The organism is Streptomyces sp. NPDC059398 (genome assembly GCF_042751845.1).
GTDB lineage: Bacteria > Actinomycetota > Actinomycetes > Streptomycetales > Streptomycetaceae > Streptomyces.
Window position 1 is genome coordinate 2,479 of sequence record NZ_JBHYWP010000027.1, and the last position, 26,004, is coordinate 28,482.

Here is a 26,004-nt window from a genome sequence, read left to right on the forward strand (position 1 = left end):
TCTTACTCCCCATATCTGGTCCCCCCACCACCCCCCCCCCCCCACCTCACTACCCCGCGCCCCCGCCGCTGTGCTGTGCGCGTCTCGACGGGAGAGGGACGGGCCGGCGGGAAGGGTGGTCCTCCCGCCGGTCAGGCGCGGCCCATCGCCCGTTCGACGCTGATCTCGATCAGGACCCGGTCCGGGTTCTCGGACGGGGTGCGCCCGTAGCGCTCCGCGTAACGCCGTACCGCGTCGGCCACGGCCTCCGGCTCCGTACGGATCTTCGCGCGCCCCTCCAGCGTCGCCCAGCGCCCCGGTGCCACCTGGCAGACCGCGACCCGGGCGCCCTCGGGGCCCGCGGCCAGGACATGGGCGACCTTCCGCGACTTCCCGTTGGCGATCACCCGGGCGATCCCGGCCTCCGGCTCCCAGGTCACACCGACCGGCACCAGATGCGGCGAACCGTCCGGGCGCGGGGTCGCCAACGTGCAGCGATGGAACTCGCGCCAGAAGCTGAGATAGGGCGGATCCGGATTCCGTGGGTCAATGGCCATGGGCGCGAACCTACCCGGCGCCCCGCCCCCGGCCGCGGCCGAGATCCTGCTCACCCTGGGGCGTCGGCCCTGTCCAACGCACCTTGAGTGGAATAGACTCAACTTTATGCACGTTGCCCCAGGCATGGTGCCCCGGGGCCGGTGATTGGATGGGGGTACCGAGCCACTACAGGGACGGACCCGCCCCGCGAGGAGGAGAGCGCACACGTGGACGCCGAGCTGACCAACAAGAGCCGGGACGCGATCACCGCGGCGAACAGCCGCGCCGTGTCCGCAGGCAATCCCGATCTGACCGCCGCCCATCTGCTGCTCGCCCTGCTGGAGGGGCAGGACAACGAGAACGTCGTCGACCTGCTGGCCGCCGTCGACGCGGACCAGGCGGTCATCAGGTCCGGCGCCGAGCGGCTGCTCGGCGGGCTGCCCACGGTGACCGGGTCGACGGTCGCACCCCCGCAGCCCGACCGTGAGGTGCTCGCCGTCATCGCGGACGCCTCGCAGCGGGCCAAGGAGCTGGGCGACGAATACCTCTCGACGGAGCATCTGCTCATCGGGATCGCCGCGAAGGGCGGCCAGGCGGGCGAACTGCTGACACAGCAGGGCGCGAGCGTCAGGAAATTGCTGGAAGCGTTCGAGACGAGCAGGGGAGGACGCCGGGTGACCACACCCGACCCGGAGGGTCAGTACAAGGCGCTGGAGAAGTTCGGTACGGACTTCACGGCCGCGGCACGTGAGGGCAGGCTCGACCCGGTCATCGGGCGGGACCACGAGATCCGCCGGGTGGTCCAGGTGCTCTCCCGGCGCACCAAGAACAACCCGGTGCTCATCGGTGAGCCGGGCGTCGGCAAGACGGCCGTCGTCGAGGGGCTCGCCCAGCGCATCGTCAAGGGCGATGTGCCGGAGAGCCTCCGGAACAAGCGGCTGATCGCGCTCGACCTGGGCGCCATGGTCGCGGGCGCCAAGTACCGCGGCGAGTTCGAGGAGCGGCTGAAGTCCGTCCTGGCCGAGATCAAGGAGAGCGACGGCCAGGTCATCACCTTCATCGACGAGCTGCACACCGTCGTCGGCGCGGGCGCGGGCGGCGAGGGCGCCATGGACGCGGGCAACATGCTCAAGCCCATGCTGGCCCGCGGTGAGCTGCGTATGGTCGGCGCGACGACCCTGGACGAGTACCGCGAGCACATCGAGAAGGACGCGGCCCTGGAGCGGCGCTTCCAGCAGGTGCTGGTCGCCGAGCCGTCCGTCGAGGACACCATCGCGATCCTGCGCGGGCTCAAGGGCCGTTACGAGGCCCACCACAAGGTCCAGATCGCGGACGCGGCGCTGGTCGCCGCCGCCACGCTCTCCGACCGCTACATCACCTCCCGTTTCCTGCCCGACAAGGCCATCGACCTGGTGGACGAGGCCGCGTCCCGGCTGCGTATGGAGATCGACTCCTCCCCGGTCGAGATCGACGAGCTGCAGCGCTCGGTCGACCGGCTGCGGATGGAGGAGCTGGCGCTCAAGAACGAGTCGGACGCCGCGTCCAAGCAGCGCCTGGAGAAGCTCCGCCGCGACCTCGCCGACCGCGAGGAGGAGCTGCGCGGGCTCACCGCGCGCTGGGAGAAGGAGAAGGAGGGCCTCAACCGGGTCGGTGAGCTGAAGGAGCGCGTCGACGAACTCCGCGGCCAGGCCGAGCGCGCCCAGCGCGACGGCGACTTCGACACCGCGTCCAAGCTGCTGTACGGGCAGATTCCCGGCCTGGAGCAGGAGCTGGAGGAGGCCACCGAGGCCGAGCAGGAGGCGGCCAGGGACACCATGGTCAAGGAGGAGGTCGGCTCCGACGACATCGCCGATGTGGTCGGCTCCTGGACCGGCATCCCGGCCGGCCGCCTGCTGGAGGGCGAGACGCAGAAGCTGCTGCGCATGGAGGACGAGCTGGGCCGGCGCCTGATCGGCCAGACCGAGGCGGTGCGGGCCGTCTCCGACGCCGTACGCCGCACCCGGGCCGGTATCGCGGACCCCGACCGGCCCACCGGCTCGTTCCTCTTCCTCGGCCCGACCGGCGTCGGCAAGACCGAGCTGGCCAAGGCGCTCGCGGACTTCCTCTTCGACGACGAGCGGGCCATGGTCCGCATCGACATGAGCGAGTACGGCGAGAAGCACTCGGTGGCCCGGCTGGTCGGCGCCCCGCCCGGCTATGTCGGGTACGAGGAGGGCGGCCAGCTCACCGAGGCGGTGCGCAGGCGCCCGTACAGCGTGGTGCTGCTCGACGAGGTGGAGAAGGCCCACCCCGAGGTCTTCGACGTGCTGCTCCAGGTCCTCGACGACGGCCGCCTCACCGACGGCCAGGGCCGCACGGTGGACTTCCGCAACACCATCCTGGTCCTGACGTCGAACCTGGGCAGCCAGTACCTGGTCGACCCGCTGACCAAGCCCGAGGAGAAGAAGAAGCAGGTCCTCGATGTCGTACGGGCCTCCTTCAAGCCCGAGTTCCTGAACCGCCTCGACGACCTGGTGGTCTTCTCGGCGCTCTCGGCGGACGAGCTGGCGCACATCGCGGGCCTCCAGATCGACGCCCTGGCGAAGCGCCTCGCCGACCGGCGGCTGGAGCTGGACGTCACCCCCGAGGCGCTGGCCTGGCTGGCCGCCGAGGGCAACGACCCGGCGTACGGCGCCCGGCCGCTGCGCCGGCTGATCCAGACGGCGATCGGCGACCGGCTCGCCAAGGAGATCCTCGCGGGCGAGGTCACCGACGGCGACACGGTCCGGGTGGAGCGGGTCGGCGACGAGCTGATCGTGGGGCGCGCGGAGACCCCGGCCGAGCGGGCCGGCTGAGCCCCGGCGGGGCGTCGGCCGCCGGGCAGGACTCCGTGCCCGGGACGGATACCGGCCGACAGGGCGGGGCGGGGTTGCCATGCCCCGCCCGCCATAGGAGAGGATGGCGGAACTCGTACGAAGGGCAATTCAAAGATGACCATCGACCCGTCCTCCATTCCGAACTTCGGGGGCCAGCCCGATCCGCAGGATTCAGGACCGGCGGGCCCCGTCGTTCCCGACCAGGATCTGGTCAAGCAGCTCCTTGAGCAGATGGAGCTGAAGTACGTCGTGGACGACGAGGGTGACCTCGCCGCGCCGTGGGAGGAATTCCGTACGTACTTCATGTTCCGCGGCGAGGACGACCAGCAGGTCTTCTCCGTGCGGACGTTCTACGACCGCCCGCACGGCATCGAGGAGAAGTCCCAGCTCCTTGAGCTGATCGACGACTGGAACCGCCGCACGCTGTGGCCCAAGGTCTACACGCACACCCACGACGACGGCAGCGTCCGGCTCATCGGTGAGGCGCAGATGCTCATCGGGACCGGTGTGGCCCTTGAGCACTTCGTGTCGTCCACGGTCAGCTGGGTCCGCGCCTCGATCGAGTTCGACAAGTGGCTCGTCGACCAGCTCGGACTTGAGCAGGACCTGGAGTCCGGCAAGGGCGACGACGAGCCGGGCGGCGACGCCTGAACCGGCCGTAGTCCGTCAGTACGGAGCCCGGTCCGGGCCGTGATCACCTCGATCACGGGCCTGGGCCGGGCTTCTGCTGTCAACGGGGGCCGGTGACGCGGCTCCCGGGCCGACTGGAGCCGTCAGCACCAGCTGCGGGGGAGGCATGCCTGCAAGGTGTGGAAGGGCTCCGACCTGGAACAGTGGGAGTGCGAAGTCACCAGTGGCGGCCGGGTGCGGTACCTGGTCAGCGCGGAGACTTCCACGGTGATTCTCGTGTACGCCTCTCCGCGTCATCCGAAGGACACCGAGTGACCACGGGTCGCCTGTGGGGCTGGGGCGGGCAGGGCCGGCCCCACAGGCCGGCAGCTGGTCTTCTGCGCCCTGTCACAGGGCGCAGGCCGCTTGAGGCGGGCCGCGGCCTCCTCCAGTACGCTCTCGCGCTTGCAGAACGCGAAGGCGCGCGCATCGAAGGCCGGACGGTCCCCCTTGAAATCAGATCGTGATCTGAGTAAGCTCTGATTATGTCTACCGTGCGTCTGGAAGCAGAACCGGAATCCGTCTCCTTCACCGATCTCTCCCGCAATCCCAAAGGTGTCGCCGCCAGAGCTGCTGCCCTGGGACGGCTTCGGGTCACTCATCGGGACGCGCCGGACATGGTGCTGACCACGGCTGTACGCGCGGAGGGTGCGGAGGAGAACCTGACCACCGCTTCGCGGCTCTTCCTCGCACTGATGAAGCAGGACGACGGTGCCAGGGCGCTCCTCCTCGCACTGCCCGAGGTGTTCCCCTGGGCGCGACACCTGAACGCGGAAGAGGTTCGGGCTTTCACTGTCGAGCTTCTTGAAGCGCTGTCGGACGCCGCAGAACTGGGGGCGGGAGAGGCTGTGCACCGCGCGATCGTCTCCTGGCGCGCCACGGCACGCATCAATGCCGACCCCGAGCAGCTCACGGAGTCGCTGCGTCCGCTCGACGGTGATGACCTCGGCCAGGTCGAGGTGCGTGGGTGAGTCCGAAGAAAGGAGACCGAGTGAGCGTTCCGCCCCTCAACGGGTGGAACGTCGTCTTCGGGACCACAGAGGCGGTGACGGGCTGGGAGGAACTATGTCGTGTGGCCCTGCCGAGCGCGCACCGCTGCCTGGACGCTCTCCGAGGTGACCCCCTGACCCGGTCCAACTGGAATCGCCAGCATCAGTTGCGCGGCAGGCATGCCACCAAAGTGTGGAAGGGCTCCGACCTGGACCAGTGGGAGTACGAGGTCACCAGCGGTGGTCGAGTGCGCTACCTGGTCAGCGCGGAGACTTCCACCGTGATCCTCGTGTACGCCTCCCCGCGACATCCCAAAGACACCGAGTGAACCGTGATCGCTTCGGGAGCGGGGCTTGAGCAGGTCCCGCACCCCGAAGCGAACCGGCGGCGTTCTTTTCGCGCCCCCCTGTCAGACTGTCAATCGCTTGAGGCGGGTAACCGCCTCTTCCAATACACCCTTCCGCTTGCAGAACGTGAAGCGCACCTGGCTGCGGCCCGGCTCGGGGTCGTCGTAGAACACTGAGCTCGGCACCGCCACCACACCGCAGCGCTCCGGCAGCGCCCGGCAGAACGCCAGCGCGTCCTTCTCCCCGAACGGTGCGACGTCCGTCGTGATGAAGTACGTGCCCTGCGGCTCGTACACGGTGAATCCGGCGGACCGCAGCCCCGCGTCGAGCAGGTCGCGCTTGCGCCGCATGTCGGTCCGCAGGGTGGTGAAGTAGCTGTCCGGGAGCCGCAGGGCCTCGGCGACGGCGTACTGGAAGGGGCCCGCGCTCACATAGGTCAGATACTGCTTCGCCGTGCGCACCGCCGCGACCAGGGCGGGGGAGCCGGTGACCCAGCCGACCTTCCATCCCGTGAACGAGAACGTCTTGCCGGCGGAGGAGATGGAGACCGTGCGCTCGCGCATGCCGGGGAGGGCCGCGATGGGGTGGTGGGCGCCGTCGAAGACCAGGTGCTCGTAGACCTCGTCGGTGACCACGAGCAGGTCGCGTTCGCGGGCCAGTTCCGCGATGGCCGTCAGCTCGTCGGGGCTCAGCACCATGCCGGTGGGGTTGTGCGGGGAGTTGAGGAGCAGCAGCCGGGTGCGTGGGGTGACGGCGTCCCGCAGTGCGTCGAGGTCGGGGCGGAAGTCCGGCGCGCGCAGCGTCAGGGGTACGCGGACGGCGCCCGCCATGGCGATGCAGGCGGAGTACGAGTCGTAGAACGGCTCGAACGCGATGACCTCGTCGCCCGGTTCCAGCAGGGCCAGCATCGCGGCGGCGATGGCCTCGGTGGCCCCCGCGGTGACCAGGACCTCCGTATCGGGGTCGAGGCCGATGCCGTAGAAACGGTGCTGGTGGTCGGCGACGGCCGAGCGGAGCTCGGGGATGCCCGGACCCGGCGGGTACTGGTTGCCCCTGCCTTCGCGCAGCGCACGGACCGCCGCCTCGCGGACCTCCTCGGGGCCGTCGGTGTCCGGGAATCCCTGCCCCAGGTTGATCGCGCCGGTGGCGGTGGCCAGCGCGGACATCTCCGCGAAGATGGTCGTGCCGAGGCCGTCGAGCCGGCGGTTGAGCAGCGGCCGTCCGCCTGCGTGTCCCGTGGAGCTTCCCGTAGTGGTCATGGCGGCCAGCCTGCGCCGAACCTCTGGACTTCCTCAACTCCTGCTTGAGCCCGCGCGTACCGGGGATGGGTCTGTCACACGAGAAGCCCGGCAGCCGAAGCGGGGACCGACGGGGGGTCCCGTTCCGCCGGACGGAGGAGAGGTGAGGGCCATGGGCGTTTTCATCTTGGCAGTGGTGTTGATCGTGGTGTTCGCGCTGGTGTCCGCGGACCGGAAGCGGGGCGGCGGGCGCAAGGGCCGGGCCCGCCGTTCATCCGCGGCGGGCGGCACGGCGGGGGGCGGCAGCTGGTGGGCCGCGGACAACGGATGGGGCGGCGGCTCGGGGCACCATCACTCCGGTGGCCACTCCGGTGGACACCACTCCTGCGGCGGCGGCCACTCGTCGTGCGGCGGGGGCTCTTCGTGCGGTGGTGGTTCGTCGTGCGGGGGTGGCGGCGGCTGCGGCGGCGGCTCCAGCTGACCCGAGTCCGTGCTCCAGGGGCGCCGGCGGGGGTCAATCCGCGGGGGGCGCCTTCGGGTTGGGCGCGTGGATTCGGTTGCGGTCCGACCCGTACTTGCTGACCTTCTTGTCGGGCTCTTGTCGGGCTCCGGACCGGCCTCTGAACCGCTCCATGAACTACCCCCTGTGACCCAGCTCTCAGCTGTTCGCGGCCCGGCACCACACCGTCCGGCCGGCCCCACCACTCACCTCACGGCACACCCCGTATCCCCCTCACCGTCAGTTTGTTGAACGTATGAACAGCGGAGCCCCCGGGGGGATGGAAACCCCGCCAAGTTGGGTAAAAGCGCTGTGAGCGTCGCGTACTTCGTGATTCCCTCCAGGTGAGAAGAAGCAGCCCTCGGACCTGAGACCTGACCGTGGCCCATGCCGGCGTCTCTTTCCCTGACACCTGCTCCGGGGAGAACCCCGTCCATCTGCCGATTGTGTGTTTGCGGAGCCCACCCATGCTCACGACCCTCAGTACTGCCTACACCGACACCCGTGCCGCCGATCTGGCCTGGGCGCTGGGCCGCGAACCGCTGCCCGCGCTCGCGGTCCTCGATCTCCAACTCGGCGGCGCCAGAATCCAGATGAGGCTTCTCGGCGCCTCCCACCAGGTGCTTCTGGAGGAGGAGGGCGGCACCTGCTCCGAGACCGTCGCCTGCATCCCGGGAAGCAGCACCCCCTTACCGCTCGGCGTCGCGGAACGCGTCGGTGACTGGGGGTACGAGTTCGCGGCCTGCGTCGAGACGCTCTCGGAATGCTCATTCGCGGGCCGCGCACAGGAGTTGCTCGCGCTGGTCGCCGACCACCCGAACGCTATCGCCGGTACGTTTCCCGGCTCTCCGCACGCCTTCACCGCGATGCTCGCGCAGCGGAGCGAGGGGCAGGTGCACTGGCGCACCTGGCACGCGTACCCGCAGGAGGGGCAACTCGTGGTCACCCGCACGCGCGTGGGGGTGCGTATCCCCGTCGAAGCCTGATTGCACCCTTGTGGGTGACGAGTTGTGTGCGTTCCGTAACGTAGCGTTCGTCGCATGATCGACCAGTCCGCGCCCCCCGAAACCCAGGACGCGCGGCTCTCCGTACGCCCGAGGACCGGCAGGCTCCTGGTGCTCGCCACGGTCTTCGTCTGTGCCGCCTGCGGACTGGTCTACGAGCTCGAACTCGTCGCGCTCGCCTCCTACTTGATCGGCGACTCGGTCACCCAGGCGTCCGTCGTGCTCTCCGTGATGGTCTTCGCGATGGGGATCGGCTCGCTCCTCGCCAAACGGCTGCGGGTCCGCGCCACTGTGGGGTTCGGCCTGGTCGAAGCGGCCCTGGCACTGGTCGGCGGCGGCTCGGCGCTCGTGCTGTACGCGTCGTTCGCCTGGGCGGGCGGCGGCGGTTCGCGGTATGCGCTGGTCGGGTTCTCGCTGGCGATCGGGGTGCTGATGGGCGCCGAGATCCCGTTGCTGATGACGCTGATCCAGCGGGTGTCGGGACAGGACGCGGGCGGCGCGGTGGCAGACCTCTTCGCGGCCGACTACGTGGGGGCGCTGGTCGGCGGCCTCGCCTTTCCGTTCCTGCTGCTGCCCCTCCTCGGCCAGCTCACCGGGGCGCTGCTCACCGGCACGGTCAACGCGGTGGTCGGCGGGGCACTGGTGCTGTGGCTCTTCCGGCGCGATCTGACGACGCGGGGCCGGTGGTGGCTGATCCTGGTGAATGTGCTGGTGCTCGCCGTGCTGGCCACGGCGACAGCCCTGGTCGGCGACTTCGAACTGGCGGCACGGCGCGCGGTGTACGGGGCGCAGGTGCGGGTCGCCGAGCAGACCCGGGTCCAGGAGATCGTCCTGACCCGCTCCGCGCACGGCACCCTGGATCTCTTCCTGGACGGCAGGCTCCGGGTCGACGGCGCGGACGAGCGGCAGTACCACCGGGCGCTGGTCGACCCGGCGATGCGCGGCCCGCACCGGAACGTACTGATCCTGGGCGGTGGCGACGGTCTCGCGGCCCGTGAGGTGCTGCGCCGCCGGGATGTGGCGTCGGTGACGCTGGTCGAGCTGGACCCCGGTGTCGAACGGCTGGCCCGCACCGATCCCGGGCTCTCGGCGCTCAACGGGCACGCGTACCGCGATCCGCGGCTGCGGGTGGTCACGGGTGACGCCTTCAACTGGCTGCGGTCCCCGCGGCCGCGGTACGACGTGGTGGTCACGGATCTTCCCGACCCGGGGATCACCGCGAGCACCAAGCTCTACTCGCAGGAGTTCTACGGTCTGGTGTCGCGGGTGCTGGCCCCGGGCGGCCGGCTGGCCGTCCACGCGGGTCCGGTCGGCACCCGTCCGGACAGTTTCTGGACGGTCGACGCGACGGTGCGGGCGGCCGGGCTGCGGGCGGTCCCGTACCGGGCGTCGGGCCGTGGCGTGGGGTTCGCGGCGGGTCCCGACCGGGCGAAGGGCGCGGGCAAGGCCCCCAGCGACTGGGGCTTCGTCCTGGCGGCCCGCCGGGACCCGAAGCTGGGCCGCTCGGTGTCGGGCGCCTGGTCGCGTGTGCCGGACCGTCCGCCGGATGTGCCGCCGTCGACGCTGGTGCACCCGCGCTATGGCGGGTGAACGGCGTGGGTGGGGGTGGAGGGTGCGATGGGCGCGGGTGGGCGCGGATGTGGACGGGTGTGGGTGTGGGTGGGCGCGGATGTGGGCGGGTGTGGGTGTGGGTTGTCCTGTCCTGCGGGCGTCTCGGTCGGGGCGGGCCGCACCGGCGCGGCCCGAAAGGCAGACGCGTCGGCCGTGGCTGAGTAGGCTCGGCTTCCATGGAGCATGAGGTGTTCGTTCCGGTTCCGGCAGAGTCCGTCCGACGGGTCCTGGCGGACCCCGCCCGTGTGGCCCGCTGTGTACCGGGGCTCCAACAGGACGCGGACCGTTCAGACCCCGGGAGCGGCCGTCTCGCGGGCCGGCTCAGGGTCCGGATCGACGGGCACACGATCACCTTCCGCGGCACCGTGCGCCTCGTGGAGCGGAACGGCGGCTACGAGGTCGACGGCGAGGGCACGGAGGCGCGCGGCCCGGGATCGGTGAAACTCTCGCTGAAGCTGAGCCTCGCGGATGCGGGTGGCGGCGCTGCGGCCGGTGCGGATGGCGCCGGTGGGGGTGCAAGCGGTGGCGGTGGTACTGGGGGTGGTGCCGCGGCCGACGGTGGTGCGGGCGCGGATGCGGGCACCACGCTGCGGTGTACGGGAACGGCTCGGGCGGCCGATGGCCGTCTGGCGCAGCTTCCCCCTGATGCGGTGCTCGCGGCGGCCCGCCGCCTGCTGGACCGGTTCGGCGACCGCGTACGGGCGGAGGCACAGGCGGATGCCTCGGCCGGGGCCCGAACGGACACCTCGGCCGGGGCGCGGAACGATGATTCCGGGTCGGGCCGTCCGGAGGCCGGTGATTCCGCGAGCGGTGATTCCGGGTCGGGTGATTCCGGGGCCGGCGATTCCCGTTCCAGCGACCCCGGGTCCAGCGACTCGGAGCGCGGCCGTCCGGAGGCCGGTGATTCCGGGTCCGGCGACTCCCGGCCCAGCGACGCCGGGCCCAGCGATTCCGGCACCAGCGATTCCGGCACCGAGGAGCCGGGCTCCGTCGAAGAGTCGGGCTCCGGCGAATCCCGGAGCGGCGGTACCGAGGACGAGGGCGGGGGGTCCGTGTTCGAGGCGGAGGTGCCGCCGCCGTCGCTCGACCCGGCGGCCGACGCGGACTTCGCCGGGGACGGCCCGCCCGTGGAGGCCGCGCACGCCCGCCGCACGATGATCGGCCGCAGCGCGGAGGAGGTCGACCACGCTCCGCCCCGCGGCCGCTACGCCCCGGTGCCCGCTCCTTCGTCGGGCACGGCGGGGGTGACCCTGCGCTGGGCGGCCCCGGCGGCGGCGCTGGCCCTGGCATCGGCGGTCGTCGTGAGCCGGGCCCTGCGGCGCCGGCGCTGAACCGCGCAACCGATCGGCCCCGGTCCCGTTAGGGTCGGAGCGTGAGTAGCGAAGAGGTCCGGCTCGCCGCCGGCGACGTCGAGTTGACCGTGAGCCCCGAGAACGGGTGCCGTATCCGCAGCCTCCGTATCGGCTCCACCGAACTGCTGCGGCAGGGAGCCAAGTTCGGCTGCTTCCCCATGGTGCCCTGGTGCGGCCGTACCGGGTACGGCCGGTTCAGCACCGGCGGCACCCCGCATGAGCTGCCGCTGAACTCCCCGCCGCACGCCATCCACGGGACCGGGCGCAACACCGCCTGGCGGCCCGCCAGGCCCGGCAGCGGCGACGGACCCGGTGTGGCGGCGTTCACCTACGATCTGGCCGACCCCTGGCCGTACACCGGCCGGGTCACCCAGAGATTCGAGCTGACCGAGTCCTCTCTGACCCTCACGCTCGGGGTGGAGACCTATGACGACTCGTTCCCCGCGCAGGCCGGCTGGCACCCCTGGTTCAACCGGAATCTGGGCGCCGGCGGCGACGCACAGCTCGGCTTCGAGCCCGCCTGGCAGGAGGAGCGCGGCGACGACCATCTGCCCACGGGCAAGCGGATCGATCCCCTCCCCGGCCCCTGGGACGACTGCTTCGGGATGCCGGACGGTGTGGACGTCACCGTCACCTGGCCCGAGCAGCTGGAGCTGACGGTGCGCAGCCGCGACGAATGGGTCGTGATCTACGACGAGCAGCCGGAGGCGGTCTGTGTCGAGCCCCAGTCGGGGCCGCCGAACGGTCTGAACACGCTGCCCCGGCTGGTGACGCCCATCGACCCGCTGGAGATCGAGACCACCTGGAGCTGGCGTCGGCTCTGATGCCTGAGCCATCGGCGCCGTGGCCCGGGGCCACCGGTCGGCGGGCCACGAGCGCCCCCGACCCGAGCCGGGGGCGCCCGCTCGCGGGCCACTGCGAGGAAGCTCCGGGCCACCGCGAGGAAGCCCCGGGCCATCGCAATTAAGCTCGGGGGCATGACTGACGTACGCGCTGATCTGCTCCAGCACATCAAGGACAAGGCCGTGGTGCACGGCAGGGTGACGCTCTCCTCGGGGATCGAAGCCGACTGGTACATCGATCTGCGCCGGATCACCCTGGACGGCGTGGCCGCGCCGCTGGTCGGCCAGGTGATGCTGGATCTGACCGATGGGCTGGACTTCGACGCGGTCGGCGGGCTGACGCTGGGCGCCGACCCGATCGCGGACGCCATGCTGCACGCCTCCGCCGCACGCGGAAAGACGCTGGACGCCTTCGTCGTACGCAAGGCCGCCAAGACGCACGGGATGCAGCGCCGCATCGAGGGCCCGGACATCAAGGGCCGCCGTGTCCTGGTGGTCGAGGACACCACCACTACGGGCGGATCTCCGATGACCGCCGTGGAGGCGGTGCGCGAGGCCGGGGGTGAGGTGGTGGCGGTCGCCACGATCGTCGACCGCGACACGGGCGCCGCCGAGGTCATCGCCGAGGCCGGGGTGCCGTATATCTCCGCATACAACCAGGGCGACCTCGGGCTGTGACGGGCTGAGCGCGGAGCGTGGTTTCACGTGAAACCACACCCCGTCGCCCGGGTCAAGGCACCACGCCAGGTGGACCCGCGCCAGGAGTCTGGAAGGATGGGGGCGACGATGACGTCGCCCCCAGGTCAGGGACCAGTTACGCACACCCGCACATCCCAAGGAGCGGACAGATGCCCATCGCAACCCCCGAGGTCTACAACGAGATGCTCGACCGGGCGAAGGCAGGCAAGTTCGCCTACCCGGCCATCAACGTGACCTCGACCCAGACCTTGCACGCGGCGCTGCGCGGCTTCGCCGAGGCCGAGAGCGACGGCATCATCCAGATCTCCACCGGTGGTGCGGAGTTCCTGGGCGGCCAGTACTCGAAGGACATGGTCTCGGGAGCGGTCGCCCTGGCCGAGTTCGCGCACATCGTCGGCGAGAAGTACCCGGTCACGGTCGCCCTGCACACGGACCACTGCCCCAAGGACAAGCTCGACGGCTATGTCCGCCCGCTGATCGAGGTCTCCCGCAAGCGGGTCGAGGCCGGCCGCAACCCGCTCTTCCAGTCGCATATGTGGGACGGTTCCGCCGAGACCCTCGCCGACAACCTGGCCATCGGCCAGGAGCTGCTGGCGCAGGCTGCCGCCGCCAAGATCATTCTTGAGGTCGAGATCACCCCGACCGGCGGTGAGGAGGACGGCGTCAGCCACGAGATCAACGACTCGCTGTACACGACGGTCGACGACGCGCTGCGTACCGCCGAGGCGCTCGGTCTTGGTGAGAAGGGCCGCTATCTGCTGGCCGCCTCCTTCGGCAACGTGCACGGTGTCTACAAGCCGGGCAATGTCGTCCTCCGTCCCGAGCTGCTGAAGGACCTGCAGGAGGGCGTCTCCGCCAAGTACGGCAAGGCCGCCGGCAGCCAGCCCTTCGACTTCGTCTTCCACGGCGGCTCCGGATCCTCCGCTGAGGAGATCGCCACCGCGCTGGAGAACGGCGTCGTGAAGATGAACCTGGACACGGACACCCAGTACGCCTTCACGCGTCCCGTGGTGGACCACGTCTTCCGCAACTACGACGGTGTTCTGAAGGTCGACGGCGAGGTCGGCTCCAAGAAGACCTACGACCCCCGCACCTGGGGCAAGGCTGCCGAGGCCGGGATGGCGAAGCGCGTCACCGAGGCCTGCGCGAACCTGCGCTCCACGGGCACCCGCATCAAGTAGTACGTCCGTCATGCCGGGCCCGGTATCCCGCCCAGGGGTGCCGGGCCCGTGTCATACCGCAGCGGACCCGGAACCCGGCACCCGGAGACCGGAGCCGAGGACCTATGGCCCGGGCCCCGGAGACCAGCGAGAGGGCGGCGCCCATGGAGCACGAGAACGGGAACGGGCACGAGCACGGATACCGGCGCGAGCACGGATACCAGCACGAGCGCGGGTACGACTTCGACACGGCCGTCGACCGGCGCGGTTCCTGGAGCGTCCAGTGGGACGGAGTCGCGGACCGGTTCGGGGTGGACGAGCTGCTGCCCTTCACCATCTCGGACATGGACTTCCGCTGCCCGCCCGAAGTCCTCTCGGCCCTCCACGAGCGGATCGACCACGGGGTATTCGGCTACACCGACTGGCGGCTCGGGGAGTTCCTGGACGCGATACGCCACTGGTACACGACCCGCTTCGACACCCCGGTCGACACCGGACGGGTCGTGTACGGGCCCTCCGTGCTCAACCAGCTCTCGCAGCTGCTGCGGATGTGGACGGACGAGGGCGACGGCGTGGTGGTCCACACCCCCACCTACGACGGCTTCACCAAGGCCGTCACCGGCCTGCGCAGGGAGCTGCGGGGGTGCCCGGTGGACGACGACGCGGAGCTGGAACGGCAGCTCGCCCGGCCGGACAGCAAGGTCCTGCTGCTCTGCTCGCCGCACAACCCCACCGGCCGGGTGTGGACCCATGAGGAACTGACCCGGTTCGCGGCACTCGCCGAGCGGTACGGCACGGCGGTGATCTGCGACGAGATCCACGCCGACTTCGTGCACGAGGGGCACCGGCATCTGCCCTGGACCCGGTACGGGAGGGGGCGCTGGGCGCTCATCACCTCCGGCAGCAAGGCGTTCAACTTCCCGGCGCTGACCGGCTCGTACGGCATGATCGGCGACCCGGACGACCGGGCGGAGTACCTGCGCCGGATGGAGACGGCCGAGGGGCTGGCCTCGCCCGCGGTGCTCGCGCTGACGGCGCACATCGCGGCCTACCGGCACGGGGCGGAGTGGCTGGACGCGGTGCGCGCGTACACCGCGGCGAATCTGTCGATGCTCGCCGAGCGGCTGAACACCGCCTTTCCCGAGCTGCGCTGGACACCACCGCAGGCCGGATATCTCGCCTGGATCGATCTGCGCCCGCTGGGTATCGACAGCGCGGCGCTCCAGCGGCAGCTGATCGAGGTGGAGAAGGTGGCGATCATGCCGGGCACGGTCTACCGCGCCGAGGGCTTTGTCCGGCTCAATGTGGGCTGTCCCCGGGGGAAGGCGGAGGCGGGCGCGGACGCCCTCGTCCGCGCGGTCCAGGCCGTCCGGCCGGAGGCGCGGCCGTAGTCCCGGCCGTCCCAGGCCGCTTGCGCCCGTATCACGGACGGGTCCGGGGTCCCGGTGCTGCCGGGTCCTGCCTCCTCTGGCAGCTGTATCCGCCGGGGCCAGGCAGACTGGCACCCATGTCCATTCACGAGAATCTGCTCGGGGGCCCTCCCGAGACCCGTCTGCCCGACGACCCCGAACCCCGCGAGCTCCTCGCGGGCGGCACCGCCCCCGCCGATGTCGCGGCGAAGTACCCGACCTCCTCACTCGCCTGGGCGCAGCTCGCCGACGACGCCTTCGAGCACGGGCGGGTCGTCGAGTCGTACGCCTACGCCCGGACCGGCTACCACCGCGGGCTGGACTCGCTGCGCCGGGCCGGCTGGAAGGGGCACGGCCCCGTGCCGTGGGACCACGAGCCGAACCGCGGTTTCCTGCGGGCCCTGCACGCCCTGGCCCGCGCCGCGCAGTCGATCGGTGAGGACGAGGAGTACGAGCGCTGCACGGTCTTCCTGCGCGACTCCTCGCCGGCCGCAGCGGACACGCTGGGCTGACCCGGCAGCACCCCAGGGGCGCTCACCGGAGCGTCCCCCGCAGCGCCGGCCTGGCGTATGGCCCGCCGGGCCGGGCGAGGGCCGGACACACACCGGACGCCTGCGTCCACCGTGTCCGGCCCTTGCTTGTCTTGCCGTGCACCAGGTTCCGCGTTGATGATGAAGGTGGGGACCGGGGCCCACCTGTCTACGGAAGGGGCGGACCGCTACCTGGAGCACCACCGAGGAGACAGCGATGTCTACGCCTTCGCACGACCCGGCCCCGAATCTGGACTTCGCGGGGACCACCCCGTACGAGGACTACGTCCAGGCGGATGTCCTCACCCACCTCCAGCATCTGCGCTCCGACGATCCGGGCGAGATGGTCTTCCTGGTGACCACGCAGGTGATGGAGTTGTGGTTCACCGTGATCGTCCATGAGTGGGAGACCGCCGGGGCCGCCCTGCGCGGCGACGATCTGCCGGTCGCCCTCGCGGCCCTGAAGCGCTCGACGTACGAACTGCGGTCGCTCAATGAGTCCTGGCAGCCGCTGGCCCAGCTCACCCCCGCGCAGTTCAACGCGTACCGCGGCGCGCTCGGTGAGGGCTCGGGTTTTCAGTCCGCGATGTACCGCAGGCTGGAGTTCCTCCTTGGCGACAAGTCCGCTTCGATGCTGGTCCCGCACCGCGGTGCGCCGCGCGTCCACGCCGAGCTGGAGAAGGCGCTCCAGGAGCCGAGCCTGTACGACGAGGCCCTGCGGTTCCTCGCCCGGCAGGGGCAGCCGGTGCCCGACTCCGTGCTCCGGCGCGATCTGACCGCGAAGTACGAGCCGTCGCCCGAGGTCGAGGCGGTCTGGACGGCGGTGTACTCGGGGGAGCAGGACTCCCCGCTGGTCCGGCTCGGTGAGGCGCTGACCGATGTCGGCGAGCTGGTGTGGCGCTGGCGCAACGACCATCTGGTGGCAACCCGCAGGGCGATGGGGTCGAAGACCGGTACGGGAGGTTCGGCCGGGGTCGCCTGGCTGGAGAAGCGCGCCACGAAGAACGTGTTCCCCGAGCTGTGGACGGCGCGCAGCCATGTCTGACACGCCCATTCCCGAACCTCTGCCCACTACCGAAGCGCTGCCCACTCCCGGCCCGCTGCCCGCTCCTGGACCTCAGCACGCTCCGGAGCCCCTTCCCGGACCGGAATCCCTGCCCGCACCGGGCCCGCAGGCGGCCCCGTCGCCCCGATCACCGAGGATCTGCCGATGAAGCCCGCACCGGTGCAGTCCGCTCCCGATCTGTCCGCCCTGGCCCGCCGGGCTGCCGAGCTCGATGCCGCCGACGGACTGGCCCCGCTCCGGGAGCTGTTCACCCTCGACCCCGGCACGGTCTACCTCGACGGGAACTCCCTCGGCGCCCTGCCCCGGCACGTGCCCGCACGGATGCAGCAGGTCATCACCCACGAGTGGGGCGCCCTGGGCATTCGCTCCTGGGAGGAGTCCGGCTGGTGGACCGCGCCGGAGCGCGTCGGTGACCGGATCGCGCCGCTCGTCGGTGCGGCGCCCGGCACGGTGGTGGTCGGCGATTCGACAAGCGTCAACGTCTTCAAGGCACTTGTGGCCGCCGTCCGGTCGGCCGGAGAGGACCGCGACGAGATCCTGGTCGACGCCACGACCTTCCCGACGGACGGCTACATCGCCGGTTCCGCGGCCCGGATGACCGGCCGGCGGATCGTCCCGTACACGCCGGGCGATCCGGTCGGTCCGCGTACCGCCGCCGTCCTGGTCAACCATGTCGACTACCGCACCGGGCGGCTGCACGACCTGCCGGCCGTGACGGCCGCCGTGCACGCGGCGGGCGCGAGGGCCGTCTGGGACCTCTGCCACAGCGCGGGCGCGCTGCCGGTCGGACTCGAAGCCCACCGGGTCGACTTCGCGGTCGGCTGCACCTACAAGTACCTGAACGGCGGCCCCGGTTCGCCCGCCTTCCTGTATGTACGCCCCGACCTCCAGGCGTCCTTCGACTCACCGCTGCCGGGCTGGACCTCGCATGCCGACCCGTTCGGCATGGAGCCCGGATACACCCCGGCGGACGGCGCCCCGCGCGGCCGGGTCGGCACCCCCGACATCCTGTCGATGCTGGCCCTGGAGTCGGCGCTCGACGTCTGGGAAGGGGTGACGGTCGAGGCGGTCCGCGCCAAGTCGCTCGCCCTGACGGACTTCTTCCTGGAGTGCGTCAGCCTCGAATCGGTGACACCGGTCGCCCCCGAACAGCGGGGCAGCCAGGCGTCGCTGAGGTGCGAGAACGCCGGGGCGGTCATGAAGGAGCTGATCGCCCGCGGAATCGTCGGGGACTTCCGGCCGCCGGACATCCTCCGCTTCGGGTTCACCCCGCTCTACGTCGGTTTCGGCGATGCGCTGCGGGCCGCACGCGTTCTGGGGGAGGTACTGGCCTGATAGCGTCCCGGCTGGTCAGGGCAGCCCGGCCCGGACAGAGAGCCGGACAGCACGACAGGGCAGCCCGGCCCCGGACAGAGAGCCGGACAGCACGACAGGGCAGCCCGGCCCCGGACAGAGAGCCGGACAGCACGACAGGGCAGCCCGGCCCCGGACAGAGAGAGGTGGGAGCCGTATGCCGGACGACGCAGAGGCCGATGCGGTCCTCGCGCACCCCGCCGTCGCCCCCGACGCCACCGCCGCGTACGGCGACCACCCCGACCAGATCGTGGACTTCTACGCCCCGCACGGCGGTGGCGGGCCGGTCCCGCTCGTCGTCGTGCTGCACGGCGGTTCCTGGCGGCAGCGGGTCGACCGGCAGTACCTCTCGCCGTTCGCGGCTCTCCTGGCCCGCCGGGGTTTCGCGGTCGCCAGTGTCGAGTACCGGCGGGGCGGCGCCGGCCCGGTGAGCGCCGGCCGGTGGCCCGAAACGCTCGACGACATCGCCGCCGCCCTGGACGCGCTGCCGGAGCTCGTACCGTGCGCGCTTCCCCGCGCCGACCTGCGGCGGACCGTCCTCACCGGGCACTCGGCCGGCGGCCACCTCGCCCTGTGGGCGGCGGCCCGGCACGTACTGCCGCCGGAGGCACCCTGGCACCGGCCGACGCCGCCCATCCGGGGAGTGGTCGCGCTGGCACCGCTCGCGGACTTGCGCCTCGCCCGTGAACTGGGGGTCTGCGAGGGCGCGGTGGAACAGTTCCTGGCGTCGGCCGACACCGCGGCGGCGGGCTCGGCGGCTGTGGGTTCGGCGCCGGCGGAGACCCCGGCCGCGGTCCGTACGCAGTGGGCCGACCCGGCCGCGCTGCTCCCCACCGGCATCGCGACCACGGTGGTCCAGGGCCGGGAGGACGCCACCGTCCCGCCGCAGATCGCCGACGCGTTCGCGGACGCGGCGGCCAAGGAGGGCGAGCTGGTCGGTGTGACGCTGCTCGACGGCGTCGGACACTTCGCCCCGGTCGACCCGGCGGCCGACGCCTGCGCGGTGGTCGTCGCGGAGATCGAGCAACTGGCCTGGTGAGCCCGGCCCGACCGGGTGAGTCCGCGCCCCGGTGGTACGCGGGTCCGCACCCTTCCAGTACGTGAATCCGCACTCCGGTGGTACGTGAGTCCGCGCCCCGGCAGTACGCGGGTCTGCCCCCCGTACGCGAGTCCGCACCCCCCTCAGTACGCGAGTTCGCACCCCCCAGTAGTACCTGAGAGGGATCCCGCAGGTTCCGCATCAGTACGGACGACCGGGACCACCCCGCCGCCTACCGTGGTGCCTGTGACCGATACACAGACACGGAGCCCCGAGATCCGGCTGGCCGAAGGGGTCCTGGCGGGCCTGCGCCAGGACCTCTTCCACGACGCCTTCGCCTACCGCCCGCTCCGCCCGATGCGTACGGACGGACCGCTGACCCGGCGGCTGCCCGGCCGGATACGGGACCGGGCCGCATGGACCCCGCACGCGGTGGTGCTGGGCCTCGCCCTCATCACTCTGCTGCTGCCGGCCCATGGCACCACCGACTTCGACGGCCTGCTGTCCTTCCTGACCGGCCTCATCTCGGCCGGAACGGTCGTGATGACGCTGCTCAGGCCGGTCGGCGCCTGGTGGGCGTCGGTGGTGGCCGTGCCCGTGGTCAGCCTGCTCGACCGCGGCTCCGGGTCCTGGCCCTGGTCCGACAGCGCCTTCCTCGCGCACCTCGTGGTGCTGACGGTGGTCGCGGCCAGGACCAGGCCGCGGACCGCCGCCTGGATGTGGGCGGGCACCGCCCTGTACGGGTTCCTCGGGGGGACGGTCATAGGGGTGGTGGGGCAGGCCGGCATGGTCGGCTCCAACACGGCGATGATGCTGTTCCTCTCCGCGGTCACACTGCTCATCACGACGGTGGTCCAGGTCCGCCGGGAGGCCGACCGCGAGGTCACCGCTCAGCAGACGGTCACCGCCATCGAACGCGACCGGCGCACGCTCCTGGAGGAGCGCACCACCATCGCCCGTGAACTGCACGACGTCGTCGCCCACCACATGTCGGTGGTCGCCATCCAGGCCGAGGCCGCCCCGTACCGGGTGACCGATCCGCCGCCCGAGCTGACCAGGTCGTTCGAGGTGATCAGGGAGAACGCGGTGGCGGCCCTGACGGAGCTGCGCCGGGTGCTCGGTGTCGTACGGGCCGAGGACTACGAGGCCCCGGACGCCCCGCAGCCCACCCTCGCCGAACTCGACGTGCTGCTCACCAATGTCCGGGAGGCGGGCCTGGCCGTGGAGAAGACCGTGACCGGCGCGGTGCGTGAACTCCCGCAGGGCGTCGAGCTGTCGGCGTACCGCATCATCCAGGAGGCGCTGAGCAACGTCCTGCGCCACGCGCCGGGCTCACACGCCCGGGTGGAGGTCAGCTACGTCCTGGGCGGGCTCGGTCTGCGCGTGGTCAACGGCCCGCCGCGGGGCCTGGTCAAGCCTTCCCCCGGCGCCGGGCACGGCATCACCGGGATGCGGGAGCGGGTCACGATGCTGAACGGCGAGATCACCACCGACGGTACGGAGGACGGCGGTTACGAGATCACCGCGTTCATCCCGGTGCGGCGTTCCACGGAGGAGCCCGTATGAGCGCCGTCCCGGCCATCAGGGTGCTGGTCGTCGACGACCAGATGATGGTGCGTGAGGGGTTCTCGGTCCTGCTCAACGCGATGCCGGGCATCGAGGTGATCGGCGAGGCCGTCAACGGTGTCGAGGCGGTGGCCCAGGTGGCCGCACTGCGCCCGGACGTCGTCCTGATGGACATCCGGATGCCCGAGCTGAACGGCATCGAGGCGACCCGCGAGATCGTCGCGGCCGACGAGTCGGCGAAGGTGCTGGTCCTGACGACGTTCGATCTGGACGAGTACGTCTACCAGGCGCTGCGCGCGGGGGCCTCGGGGTTCCTGCTGAAGGACGCGTCGGCGCGCCAACTGGCCGATGGTGTACGGGTGGTGGCGGCCGGTGAGGCGCTGCTCGCGCCCACGATCACCAAGCGGCTGATCGTGGAGTTCTCCCGGCTGTCGGACAACCCGAGGCAGCCGTCGCTGGTCCGGGCCGAGGAGCTGACGGAGCGCGAGAGCGAGGTGCTCGTCCTGATCGCGCAGGGCCTGTCGAACGCGGAGATCGCCTCCCGGCTGATCGTCGCCGAGTCCACCATCAAGACACATGTGAGCCGGATCCTGGTGAAACTGGGCCTCCGGGACCGGACTCAGGCGGCGGTCTACGCGTACGAGACGGGGCTGGTCAGGCCGGGGTAGCGGTCACTCGGACGGGTGATCGTTCGCGGGTTCGGGCCTGGTCCGGCCGGTGCTCGGTGACACTGGTGCTCGCACAGAAGGGGGGCGGCCATGGCAGAGCGCATGTCTCAGATGACGGTCGAGGAATTCGAGAAGATCGCCCGGTTTGCCGCAGTCGAGTCCGATGCTGCTGTGTTCGAACTCATCAACGGACGGATCGGAGACCGTGGAGTGCCGGACGGGGACCACAACGAGATCTGGATGTGGTTGCAGGGCATCTGCATGCGGCACCGGCCCGAACTGGGGCTCTACGGCGGTGACCAGGGTCTGAAGGTCGAGTCGTACCGTGACGGCAGGGCGCGTTCGGACGGTTGTCTCGCCCCGCGGGGCAACTTCGTCGGCCAGAGTGAGTGGGCGGACCCGGACGGCGTTCTGATGGTCGTCGAGATCACGTCGTACGACCGTGTCACCGACCGCCGCGACCGCAAGGAGAAACCCCGCGCCTACGCCGACGCCGGGATTCCGGTCTATCTGCTGGTCGATCGTGAGGCCGGTGCCGCCACGGTGTTCAGTGCGCCGGACCCGGAAGGCGGCGGCTACCGCGACAGCCACACCGTGAAGTTCGGCGAAGTGCTCATGCTCCCCGACCCGGTGGGCATCGAACTCGACACCGAGGTGCTCCAGAACTACGTGCGCTGACCCTCCGCGCACCGCCCACCGCGTCGCGGACTGGGGGCGTGCGTCGGTCGCCCCCGCGCTATCCCGCGCTGCGCGGTGGCATCCGCTGGGTGATCCGGTCGAACAGATCGGTCAGCGGCGCGCTGACCTCCCGGCCGAATACGGTCAGCCCATAGGTCACCTGCGGTGGTGCCGTCGGCTCGACCTCGCGCCAGACCAGGCCGTCCTGGACCAGTGCGCGCAGGGTCTGCGCGAGCATCTTCTCGCTGATGCCCTGGATGCTCTCGCGCAGCTCGTAGAACCGGAGATCGTGGCTCCGCAAGGAGATCAGCACCCAGATGCCCCACCTGCTGGTCACATGGTCGACCACATCGCGTGCGGGGCAGTCGGTGTGAAACACGTCATACCGTGCCGCAGTCCCGGCCCCGCTGTCCTGCGCGCCTTCCGTCATGTCATGAACTTACCTCAAGGTATGTCCTTACCAAAAGTTAGCTCGCGCTCCTAACGTGCGGAGCGACAGAGGACATCCGAACGAGGAGCTGAACATGATTACTGTGACCGGGGCCACCGGGAACATCGGCCGGCCGTTGACGCAGGCGCTCGCCGAGGCGGGCCGGCAGGTGACGGCGGTGTCACGGCATACGGCGGCGGTGCCGGACGGCGTCCGCCACATGGTGGCTGACCTGTCCGATCCGGTCGGCCTCAAGCCCGCGCTGGACGGGGCGGAGGCGTTGTTCCTGCTGCTCTCCGGCGATCTGCACGCCACCGGAGCGGACCCCGCGGACATCATCGGCCAGGCCGCGGACAGCGGCGTCCGCCGGATCGTCCTGCTCTCCACCCAGGGCGTGGTGACCAGACCCTTCGGTGCCACGCGGATCGCGATGCGCGCACTGGAGGACACGCTGCGGGGGTCCGGCCTGGAGTGGGCCATCCTGCGGCCGGGCGGCTTCGCCTCCAACGCCCTGTGGTGGGCCGAGTCGGTCCGTACACAGCAGGTCGTCGCCGCGCCCTTCGGTGACATCGGGGTGCCGGTCGTCGACCCGGCGGACATCGCCGATGTCGCGGCGGCCTGCCTGCTGGACGACCGGCACACCGGGGGTGTGTACGAGCTGACCGGCCCGGAAGTGATCACTCCGCGCCAGCAGGCGGAGGCGATCGCGGCCGCGCTGGGCTCGCCGGTGAGGTTCCATGAACTCACCCGGGACGAGGCCAGGGCCGCCATGGCCCGGAACATGCCGGCGGAGCTGGCCGACGACACCCTGGACATCCTCGGCTCCCCGAGCCCGGCCGAGCTGCGCGTCAGCCCGGACGTCGAGCGGGTCACCGGCCGCGCCCCGCGCACCTTCGCCGACTGGGCCGCCCGCCATGCCGCCGCGTTCCGGTGAGGGCGGCTTGGTGGTGAGGGCCGCATTGCTGCTGAGAACCTGCTGGCGGTGAGGACCCCTGCTGCTGAGGGCCGCCTGTCGGTGAGGGCCGCTTGCTGCTGGGGCCCCTCCGGCCGCCCCCTCCGCAGCCACCGCCCCTCCGCAGTCACCGCCCCCTCCCGCCGGAGCAGCACCCGGCGGGAGGGGCCATCACGCCGCGACCGCGGGCAGGGTCAGCCCCCACACCCCCGCCCGTACCATCCAGGTCCGGGTCCGCACCGGGCCGCCCACCAGGCCGTCCCTGTGGTAGCGGAAATCCGCCCCGGACACCGTCACGGCAAGGGCCTCGGCCGTCAGCCGGTCGCCCGACGGGAGTTCGACGGCCACCTCGGCCTTCCCCGCGCCGCCCCGCGACGAGACCCGGACCCCCGTCACCGGCCGGTCCAGATCGGCCAGCAGGACCCCGTCCGCCTCCACCCGCAGCCGCTGCACCCGGGGCGCCTCCGGGGCGGGGGCCGGGCCGACGAGGCTCCGTACGAGCGAGCGGCAGGCGCCCCACACCGAGTGCGGCCCCGCACCGTCCGCGCCCGGCGGCCCGGAGCGCGGGGCCCCCGCCGGGATGCGCAGATCGCCCAGCACCACCGCGTCGCTGTCGTCCACCAGCAGATCCAGCCAGCGCACCACGCCGTCGAGCACCGACCGCGCCGCGGCCACCGCCCCCACCGGGACCCCCAGCGACCGCGCCAGCTCCAGCGCGGGCGCCGGGCCCACCGGCACCAGGGAGAGGGCGCCGCGCGTCCGGTCGCGCTCGCGGTGCAGCAGGGTCACCGCCCGGAGCAGCGCCCGGTCGTCGCCGACCACCACGAGGTGGCGGTGGCCGCGCCGGGCGAGCGCCCGCGCGAACTCGTCCGGTCCATCGGGCAGGCAGATCTTGGCGTGCGCCCCGGCGCACAGCACGTCCTTCGCGATCCGTACGGACTCACCGTCCGCACGGCGGGCGACCGGGTCGATGACCACCAGCAGCTGATGCTCGGTGCTCGCTGCGGGATCTGGAGCCGACACCTCGGTCCTTCCTCGGGTAGCATCTTTGTGCAAGAGCCCCTTGCGCTATTGCGCCAGGGGCTTCGTCTATTCCGGGGCAGCCGGTTCGACGGTTCAGGTATCGGCGTACGCCAGACGTGCGCCCCCTGACCTTGGACATGCCCCGCCCGGAAGGGGTGTACGCCTGTGCCCGCACTTGTGCTGCTCGGTGCTCAGTGGGGTGACGAGGGCAAGGGAAAGGCCACCGACCTCCTCGGTGGATCCGTGGATTACGTGGTGCGCTACCAGGGCGGCAACAACGCCGGCCACACGGTCGTCGTCGGCGACCAGAAGTACGCGCTCCACCTCCTCCCTTCCGGAATCCTCTCACCGGAGTGCACTCCGGTGATCGGCAACGGAGTCGTCGTCGACCCAGCGGTCCTGCTCTCCGAGCTGAGCGGGCTGAACGACCGCGGCGTGGACACGTCCAAGCTGCTGGTCAGCGGTAACGCGCACCTGATCACGCCGTATCACACCACCGTCGACAAGGTGACGGAACGGTTCCTCGGCAAGCGGAGGATCGGCACCACGGGCCGGGGCATCGGCCCGGCCTACGCCGACAAGATCAACCGCGTCGGTATCCGGGTCCAGGACCTCTACGACGAGTCGATCCTGGAGCAGAAGGTCGAGGCCGCGCTCGACGGCAAGAACCAGATCCTCGCCAAGCTCTACAACCGGCGCGCGATCGAGGCCGGCCAGATCGTCGAGGAACTGCTCGGCTACGGCGAGCAGATGCGCCCGTACGTCGCGGACACCGCGCTCGTCCTGAACAAGGCGCTGGACGAGGACAAGGTCGTCCTCATGGAGGGCGGCCAGGGCACCCTGCTGGACGTCGACCACGGCACGTACCCCTTCGTCACCTCGTCCAACCCGACCGCGGGCGGCGCCTGCACCGGTACCGGCGTCGGCCCGACGAAGATCACCCGGGTCATCGGCATCCTCAAGGCGTACACGACCCGGGTGGGCGCGGGACCGTTCCCGACCGAGCTCTTCGACGAGGACGGCGACAAGCTGCGCTCGATCGGTCACGAGTACGGCGTCACGACCGGCCGCGACCGCCGCTGCGGCTGGTTCGACGCGGTCATCGCGCGCTATGCGACGCGGGTGAACGGTCTGACCGACTTCTTCCTCACCAAGCTCGACATCCTCACCGGCTGGGAGCAGATCCCGGTGTGTGTGGCGTACGAGATCGACGGCAAGCGCGTCGAGGAGCTGCCGTTCAGCCAGACGGACTTCCACCACGCCAAGCCGGTCTACGAGTACCTGCCCGGCTGGACCGAGGACATCACCAAGGCGAAGACCTTCGCCGACCTGCCGAAGAACGCGCAGGCGTATGTGAAGGCGCTGGAGGAGATGTCCGGCGCACCGATCTCGGCGATCGGTGTGGGACCCGGCCGTACCGAGACGATCGAGATCAACTCGTTCATCTGAGAGACATCGCGGACGCACTGAGCCAGACGCACTGAGCGGCGGCCGACCCGGACTCGGGT

Annotated in this window: 25 protein-coding genes; 21 read left to right on the forward strand and 4 right to left on the reverse strand. The window is 71.1% G+C overall.

Annotated elements, in window-relative coordinates; genetic code table 11:
• Positions 1 to 131: 131 nt before the first annotated feature.
• Complete coding sequence (locus tag ACFXBC_RS12715) at positions 132 to 536, reverse strand: pyridoxamine 5'-phosphate oxidase family protein (RefSeq protein ID WP_385022576.1); 405 nt, start codon at positions 534 to 536, stop codon at positions 132 to 134.
• Between the two features lie 207 nt (positions 537 to 743).
• On the opposite strand from ACFXBC_RS12715, the gene clpB reads away from it, so the two are divergent.
• The 4 genes from clpB to ACFXBC_RS12735 all read left to right on the forward strand — a co-directional run bounded on the left by clpB (position 744) and on the right by ACFXBC_RS12735 (position 5,358).
• Positions 744 to 3,350, forward strand: coding sequence for an ATP-dependent chaperone ClpB (gene clpB / locus ACFXBC_RS12720; RefSeq protein ID WP_385022579.1), 2,607 nt, complete (start codon positions 744 to 746; stop codon positions 3,348 to 3,350).
• A 135-nt stretch (positions 3,351 to 3,485) separates the two neighbouring features.
• Positions 3,486 to 4,022, forward strand: a complete 537-nt coding sequence (locus ACFXBC_RS12725) for a YbjN domain-containing protein (RefSeq protein ID WP_385022582.1) — start codon at positions 3,486 to 3,488, stop codon at positions 4,020 to 4,022.
• Between the two features lie 503 nt (positions 4,023 to 4,525).
• Positions 4,526 to 5,011 carry a prevent-host-death family protein gene (locus ACFXBC_RS12730; RefSeq protein ID WP_311311591.1) on the forward strand — a complete coding sequence of 162 codons (486 nt, stop codon included), beginning with the start codon at positions 4,526 to 4,528 and terminating at the stop codon, positions 5,009 to 5,011.
• 20 nt (positions 5,012 to 5,031) lie between these two features.
• Positions 5,032 to 5,358, forward strand: a complete 327-nt coding sequence (locus ACFXBC_RS12735; protein ID WP_225022969.1) for a hypothetical protein — start codon at positions 5,032 to 5,034, stop codon at positions 5,356 to 5,358.
• An 81-nt stretch (positions 5,359 to 5,439) separates the two neighbouring features.
• On the opposite strand, the gene ACFXBC_RS12740 is transcribed toward ACFXBC_RS12735, so the two are convergent.
• On the reverse strand, positions 5,440 to 6,636 hold the full coding sequence (locus tag ACFXBC_RS12740; RefSeq protein ID WP_385022585.1) for a pyridoxal phosphate-dependent aminotransferase: 1,197 nt from the start codon (positions 6,634 to 6,636) through the stop codon (positions 5,440 to 5,442).
• Positions 6,637 to 6,787: 151 nt separating this feature from the next.
• Between ACFXBC_RS12740 and ACFXBC_RS12745 the strand changes: the two genes are divergently transcribed.
• The 15 genes from ACFXBC_RS12745 (at position 6,788) to ACFXBC_RS12815 (ending at position 22,091) form a co-directional block, all read left to right on the forward strand.
• Positions 6,788 to 7,096 carry a hypothetical protein gene (locus ACFXBC_RS12745; RefSeq protein ID WP_385022588.1) on the forward strand — a complete coding sequence of 103 codons (309 nt, stop codon included), beginning with the start codon at positions 6,788 to 6,790 and terminating at the stop codon, positions 7,094 to 7,096.
• A gap of 485 nt (positions 7,097 to 7,581) precedes the next feature.
• Positions 7,582 to 8,100, forward strand: a complete 519-nt coding sequence (locus ACFXBC_RS12750) for a DUF2617 family protein (RefSeq protein ID WP_385022591.1) — start codon at positions 7,582 to 7,584, stop codon at positions 8,098 to 8,100.
• A gap of 54 nt (positions 8,101 to 8,154) precedes the next feature.
• Positions 8,155 to 9,708 (forward strand): polyamine aminopropyltransferase, encoded by a 1,554-nt coding sequence (locus tag ACFXBC_RS12755; RefSeq protein ID WP_385022594.1) that lies wholly within the window; start codon positions 8,155 to 8,157, stop codon positions 9,706 to 9,708.
• Between the two features lie 197 nt (positions 9,709 to 9,905).
• Positions 9,906 to 11,060, forward strand: coding sequence for a hypothetical protein (locus tag ACFXBC_RS12760; protein ID WP_385022597.1), 1,155 nt, complete (start codon positions 9,906 to 9,908; stop codon positions 11,058 to 11,060).
• A gap of 41 nt (positions 11,061 to 11,101) precedes the next feature.
• The gene (locus ACFXBC_RS12765) at positions 11,102 to 11,905 is read left to right on the forward strand and encodes an aldose 1-epimerase (RefSeq protein ID WP_385022599.1); all 804 of its coding nucleotides are present in this window, start codon (positions 11,102 to 11,104) and stop codon (positions 11,903 to 11,905) included.
• A 153-nt stretch (positions 11,906 to 12,058) separates the two neighbouring features.
• The gene (gene pyrE, locus ACFXBC_RS12770; protein WP_385022602.1) at positions 12,059 to 12,601 is read left to right on the forward strand and encodes an orotate phosphoribosyltransferase; all 543 of its coding nucleotides are present in this window, start codon (positions 12,059 to 12,061) and stop codon (positions 12,599 to 12,601) included.
• A 170-nt stretch (positions 12,602 to 12,771) separates the two neighbouring features.
• Entirely contained in the window at positions 12,772 to 13,803 is a 1,032-nt protein-coding gene (gene fbaA / locus ACFXBC_RS12775; RefSeq protein ID WP_385022605.1) for a class II fructose-bisphosphate aldolase, read from the forward strand.
• 143 nt (positions 13,804 to 13,946) lie between these two features.
• The gene (locus ACFXBC_RS12780; protein ID WP_385022608.1) at positions 13,947 to 15,173 is read left to right on the forward strand and encodes a MalY/PatB family protein; all 1,227 of its coding nucleotides are present in this window, start codon (positions 13,947 to 13,949) and stop codon (positions 15,171 to 15,173) included.
• Positions 15,174 to 15,289: 116 nt separating this feature from the next.
• Entirely contained in the window at positions 15,290 to 15,703 is a 414-nt protein-coding gene (locus tag ACFXBC_RS12785) for a DUF3151 domain-containing protein (protein WP_266854942.1), read from the forward strand.
• A gap of 235 nt (positions 15,704 to 15,938) precedes the next feature.
• Entirely contained in the window at positions 15,939 to 16,766 is an 828-nt protein-coding gene (locus ACFXBC_RS12790) for a tryptophan 2,3-dioxygenase family protein (RefSeq protein WP_385022612.1), read from the forward strand.
• Positions 16,767 to 16,964: 198 nt separating this feature from the next.
• Positions 16,965 to 18,122 carry a kynureninase gene (locus ACFXBC_RS12795; protein WP_385022761.1) on the forward strand — a complete coding sequence of 386 codons (1,158 nt, stop codon included), beginning with the start codon at positions 16,965 to 16,967 and terminating at the stop codon, positions 18,120 to 18,122.
• Positions 18,123 to 18,297: 175 nt separating this feature from the next.
• Complete coding sequence (locus ACFXBC_RS12800; protein ID WP_385022615.1) at positions 18,298 to 19,179, forward strand: alpha/beta hydrolase; 882 nt, start codon at positions 18,298 to 18,300, stop codon at positions 19,177 to 19,179.
• Positions 19,180 to 19,425: 246 nt separating this feature from the next.
• Positions 19,426 to 20,745, forward strand: a complete 1,320-nt coding sequence (locus ACFXBC_RS12805) for a sensor histidine kinase (RefSeq protein ID WP_385022618.1) — start codon at positions 19,426 to 19,428, stop codon at positions 20,743 to 20,745.
• The gene (locus ACFXBC_RS12810) at positions 20,742 to 21,413 is read left to right on the forward strand and encodes a response regulator (RefSeq protein ID WP_385022621.1); all 672 of its coding nucleotides are present in this window, start codon (positions 20,742 to 20,744) and stop codon (positions 21,411 to 21,413) included. Before ACFXBC_RS12805 ends, ACFXBC_RS12810 begins: the two co-directional genes overlap by 4 nt.
• Before the next feature lie 90 nt (positions 21,414 to 21,503).
• Positions 21,504 to 22,091 carry a Uma2 family endonuclease gene (locus ACFXBC_RS12815; protein ID WP_385022623.1) on the forward strand — a complete coding sequence of 196 codons (588 nt, stop codon included), beginning with the start codon at positions 21,504 to 21,506 and terminating at the stop codon, positions 22,089 to 22,091.
• Positions 22,092 to 22,149: 58 nt separating this feature from the next.
• Here ACFXBC_RS12815 and ACFXBC_RS12820 read toward each other — a convergent pair whose 3' ends face one another.
• Positions 22,150 to 22,521 (reverse strand): winged helix-turn-helix transcriptional regulator, encoded by a 372-nt coding sequence (locus ACFXBC_RS12820; RefSeq protein ID WP_385022626.1) that lies wholly within the window; start codon positions 22,519 to 22,521, stop codon positions 22,150 to 22,152.
• A gap of 94 nt (positions 22,522 to 22,615) precedes the next feature.
• Here ACFXBC_RS12820 and ACFXBC_RS12825 point away from each other — a divergent pair, with 94 nt between their 5' ends.
• Complete coding sequence (locus ACFXBC_RS12825) at positions 22,616 to 23,455, forward strand: SDR family oxidoreductase (RefSeq protein WP_385022629.1); 840 nt, start codon at positions 22,616 to 22,618, stop codon at positions 23,453 to 23,455.
• A gap of 189 nt (positions 23,456 to 23,644) precedes the next feature.
• Here the strand turns inward: ACFXBC_RS12825 and ACFXBC_RS12830 are convergent, their stop codons facing one another.
• Complete coding sequence (locus ACFXBC_RS12830) at positions 23,645 to 24,496, reverse strand: diacylglycerol kinase (RefSeq protein ID WP_385022632.1); 852 nt, start codon at positions 24,494 to 24,496, stop codon at positions 23,645 to 23,647.
• Positions 24,497 to 24,661: 165 nt separating this feature from the next.
• On the opposite strand from ACFXBC_RS12830, the gene ACFXBC_RS12835 reads away from it, so the two are divergent.
• On the forward strand, positions 24,662 to 25,945 hold the full coding sequence (locus ACFXBC_RS12835) for an adenylosuccinate synthase (protein ID WP_385022635.1): 1,284 nt from the start codon (positions 24,662 to 24,664) through the stop codon (positions 25,943 to 25,945).
• Positions 25,946 to 26,004 lie beyond the last annotated feature (59 nt).

Coding starts and splice junctions, on each gene's coding strand:
- ACFXBC_RS12715 (WP_385022576.1), bottom strand. CDS start 536: ATGGCCATTGACCCACGGAATCCGGATCCGCCCTATCTCAGCTTCTGG.
- ACFXBC_RS12725 (WP_385022582.1), top strand. CDS start 3,486: ATGACCATCGACCCGTCCTCCATTCCGAACTTCGGGGGCCAGCCCGAT.
- ACFXBC_RS12730 (WP_311311591.1), top strand. CDS start 4,526: ATGTCTACCGTGCGTCTGGAAGCAGAACCGGAATCCGTCTCCTTCACC.
- ACFXBC_RS12740 (WP_385022585.1), bottom strand. CDS start 6,636: ATGACCACTACGGGAAGCTCCACGGGACACGCAGGCGGACGGCCGCTG.
- ACFXBC_RS12745 (WP_385022588.1), top strand. CDS start 6,788: ATGGGCGTTTTCATCTTGGCAGTGGTGTTGATCGTGGTGTTCGCGCTG.
- ACFXBC_RS12750 (WP_385022591.1), top strand. CDS start 7,582: ATGCTCACGACCCTCAGTACTGCCTACACCGACACCCGTGCCGCCGAT.
- ACFXBC_RS12755 (WP_385022594.1), top strand. CDS start 8,155: ATGATCGACCAGTCCGCGCCCCCCGAAACCCAGGACGCGCGGCTCTCC.
- ACFXBC_RS12760 (WP_385022597.1), top strand. CDS start 9,906: ATGGAGCATGAGGTGTTCGTTCCGGTTCCGGCAGAGTCCGTCCGACGG.
- pyrE (WP_385022602.1), top strand. CDS start 12,059: ATGACTGACGTACGCGCTGATCTGCTCCAGCACATCAAGGACAAGGCC.
- fbaA (WP_385022605.1), top strand. CDS start 12,772: ATGCCCATCGCAACCCCCGAGGTCTACAACGAGATGCTCGACCGGGCG.
- ACFXBC_RS12780 (WP_385022608.1), top strand. CDS start 13,947: ATGGAGCACGAGAACGGGAACGGGCACGAGCACGGATACCGGCGCGAG.
- ACFXBC_RS12785 (WP_266854942.1), top strand. CDS start 15,290: ATGTCCATTCACGAGAATCTGCTCGGGGGCCCTCCCGAGACCCGTCTG.
- ACFXBC_RS12790 (WP_385022612.1), top strand. CDS start 15,939: ATGTCTACGCCTTCGCACGACCCGGCCCCGAATCTGGACTTCGCGGGG.
- ACFXBC_RS12800 (WP_385022615.1), top strand. CDS start 18,298: ATGCCGGACGACGCAGAGGCCGATGCGGTCCTCGCGCACCCCGCCGTC.
- ACFXBC_RS12810 (WP_385022621.1), top strand. CDS start 20,742: ATGAGCGCCGTCCCGGCCATCAGGGTGCTGGTCGTCGACGACCAGATG.
- ACFXBC_RS12815 (WP_385022623.1), top strand. CDS start 21,504: ATGGCAGAGCGCATGTCTCAGATGACGGTCGAGGAATTCGAGAAGATC.
- ACFXBC_RS12820 (WP_385022626.1), bottom strand. CDS start 22,521: ATGACGGAAGGCGCGCAGGACAGCGGGGCCGGGACTGCGGCACGGTAT.
- ACFXBC_RS12825 (WP_385022629.1), top strand. CDS start 22,616: ATGATTACTGTGACCGGGGCCACCGGGAACATCGGCCGGCCGTTGACG.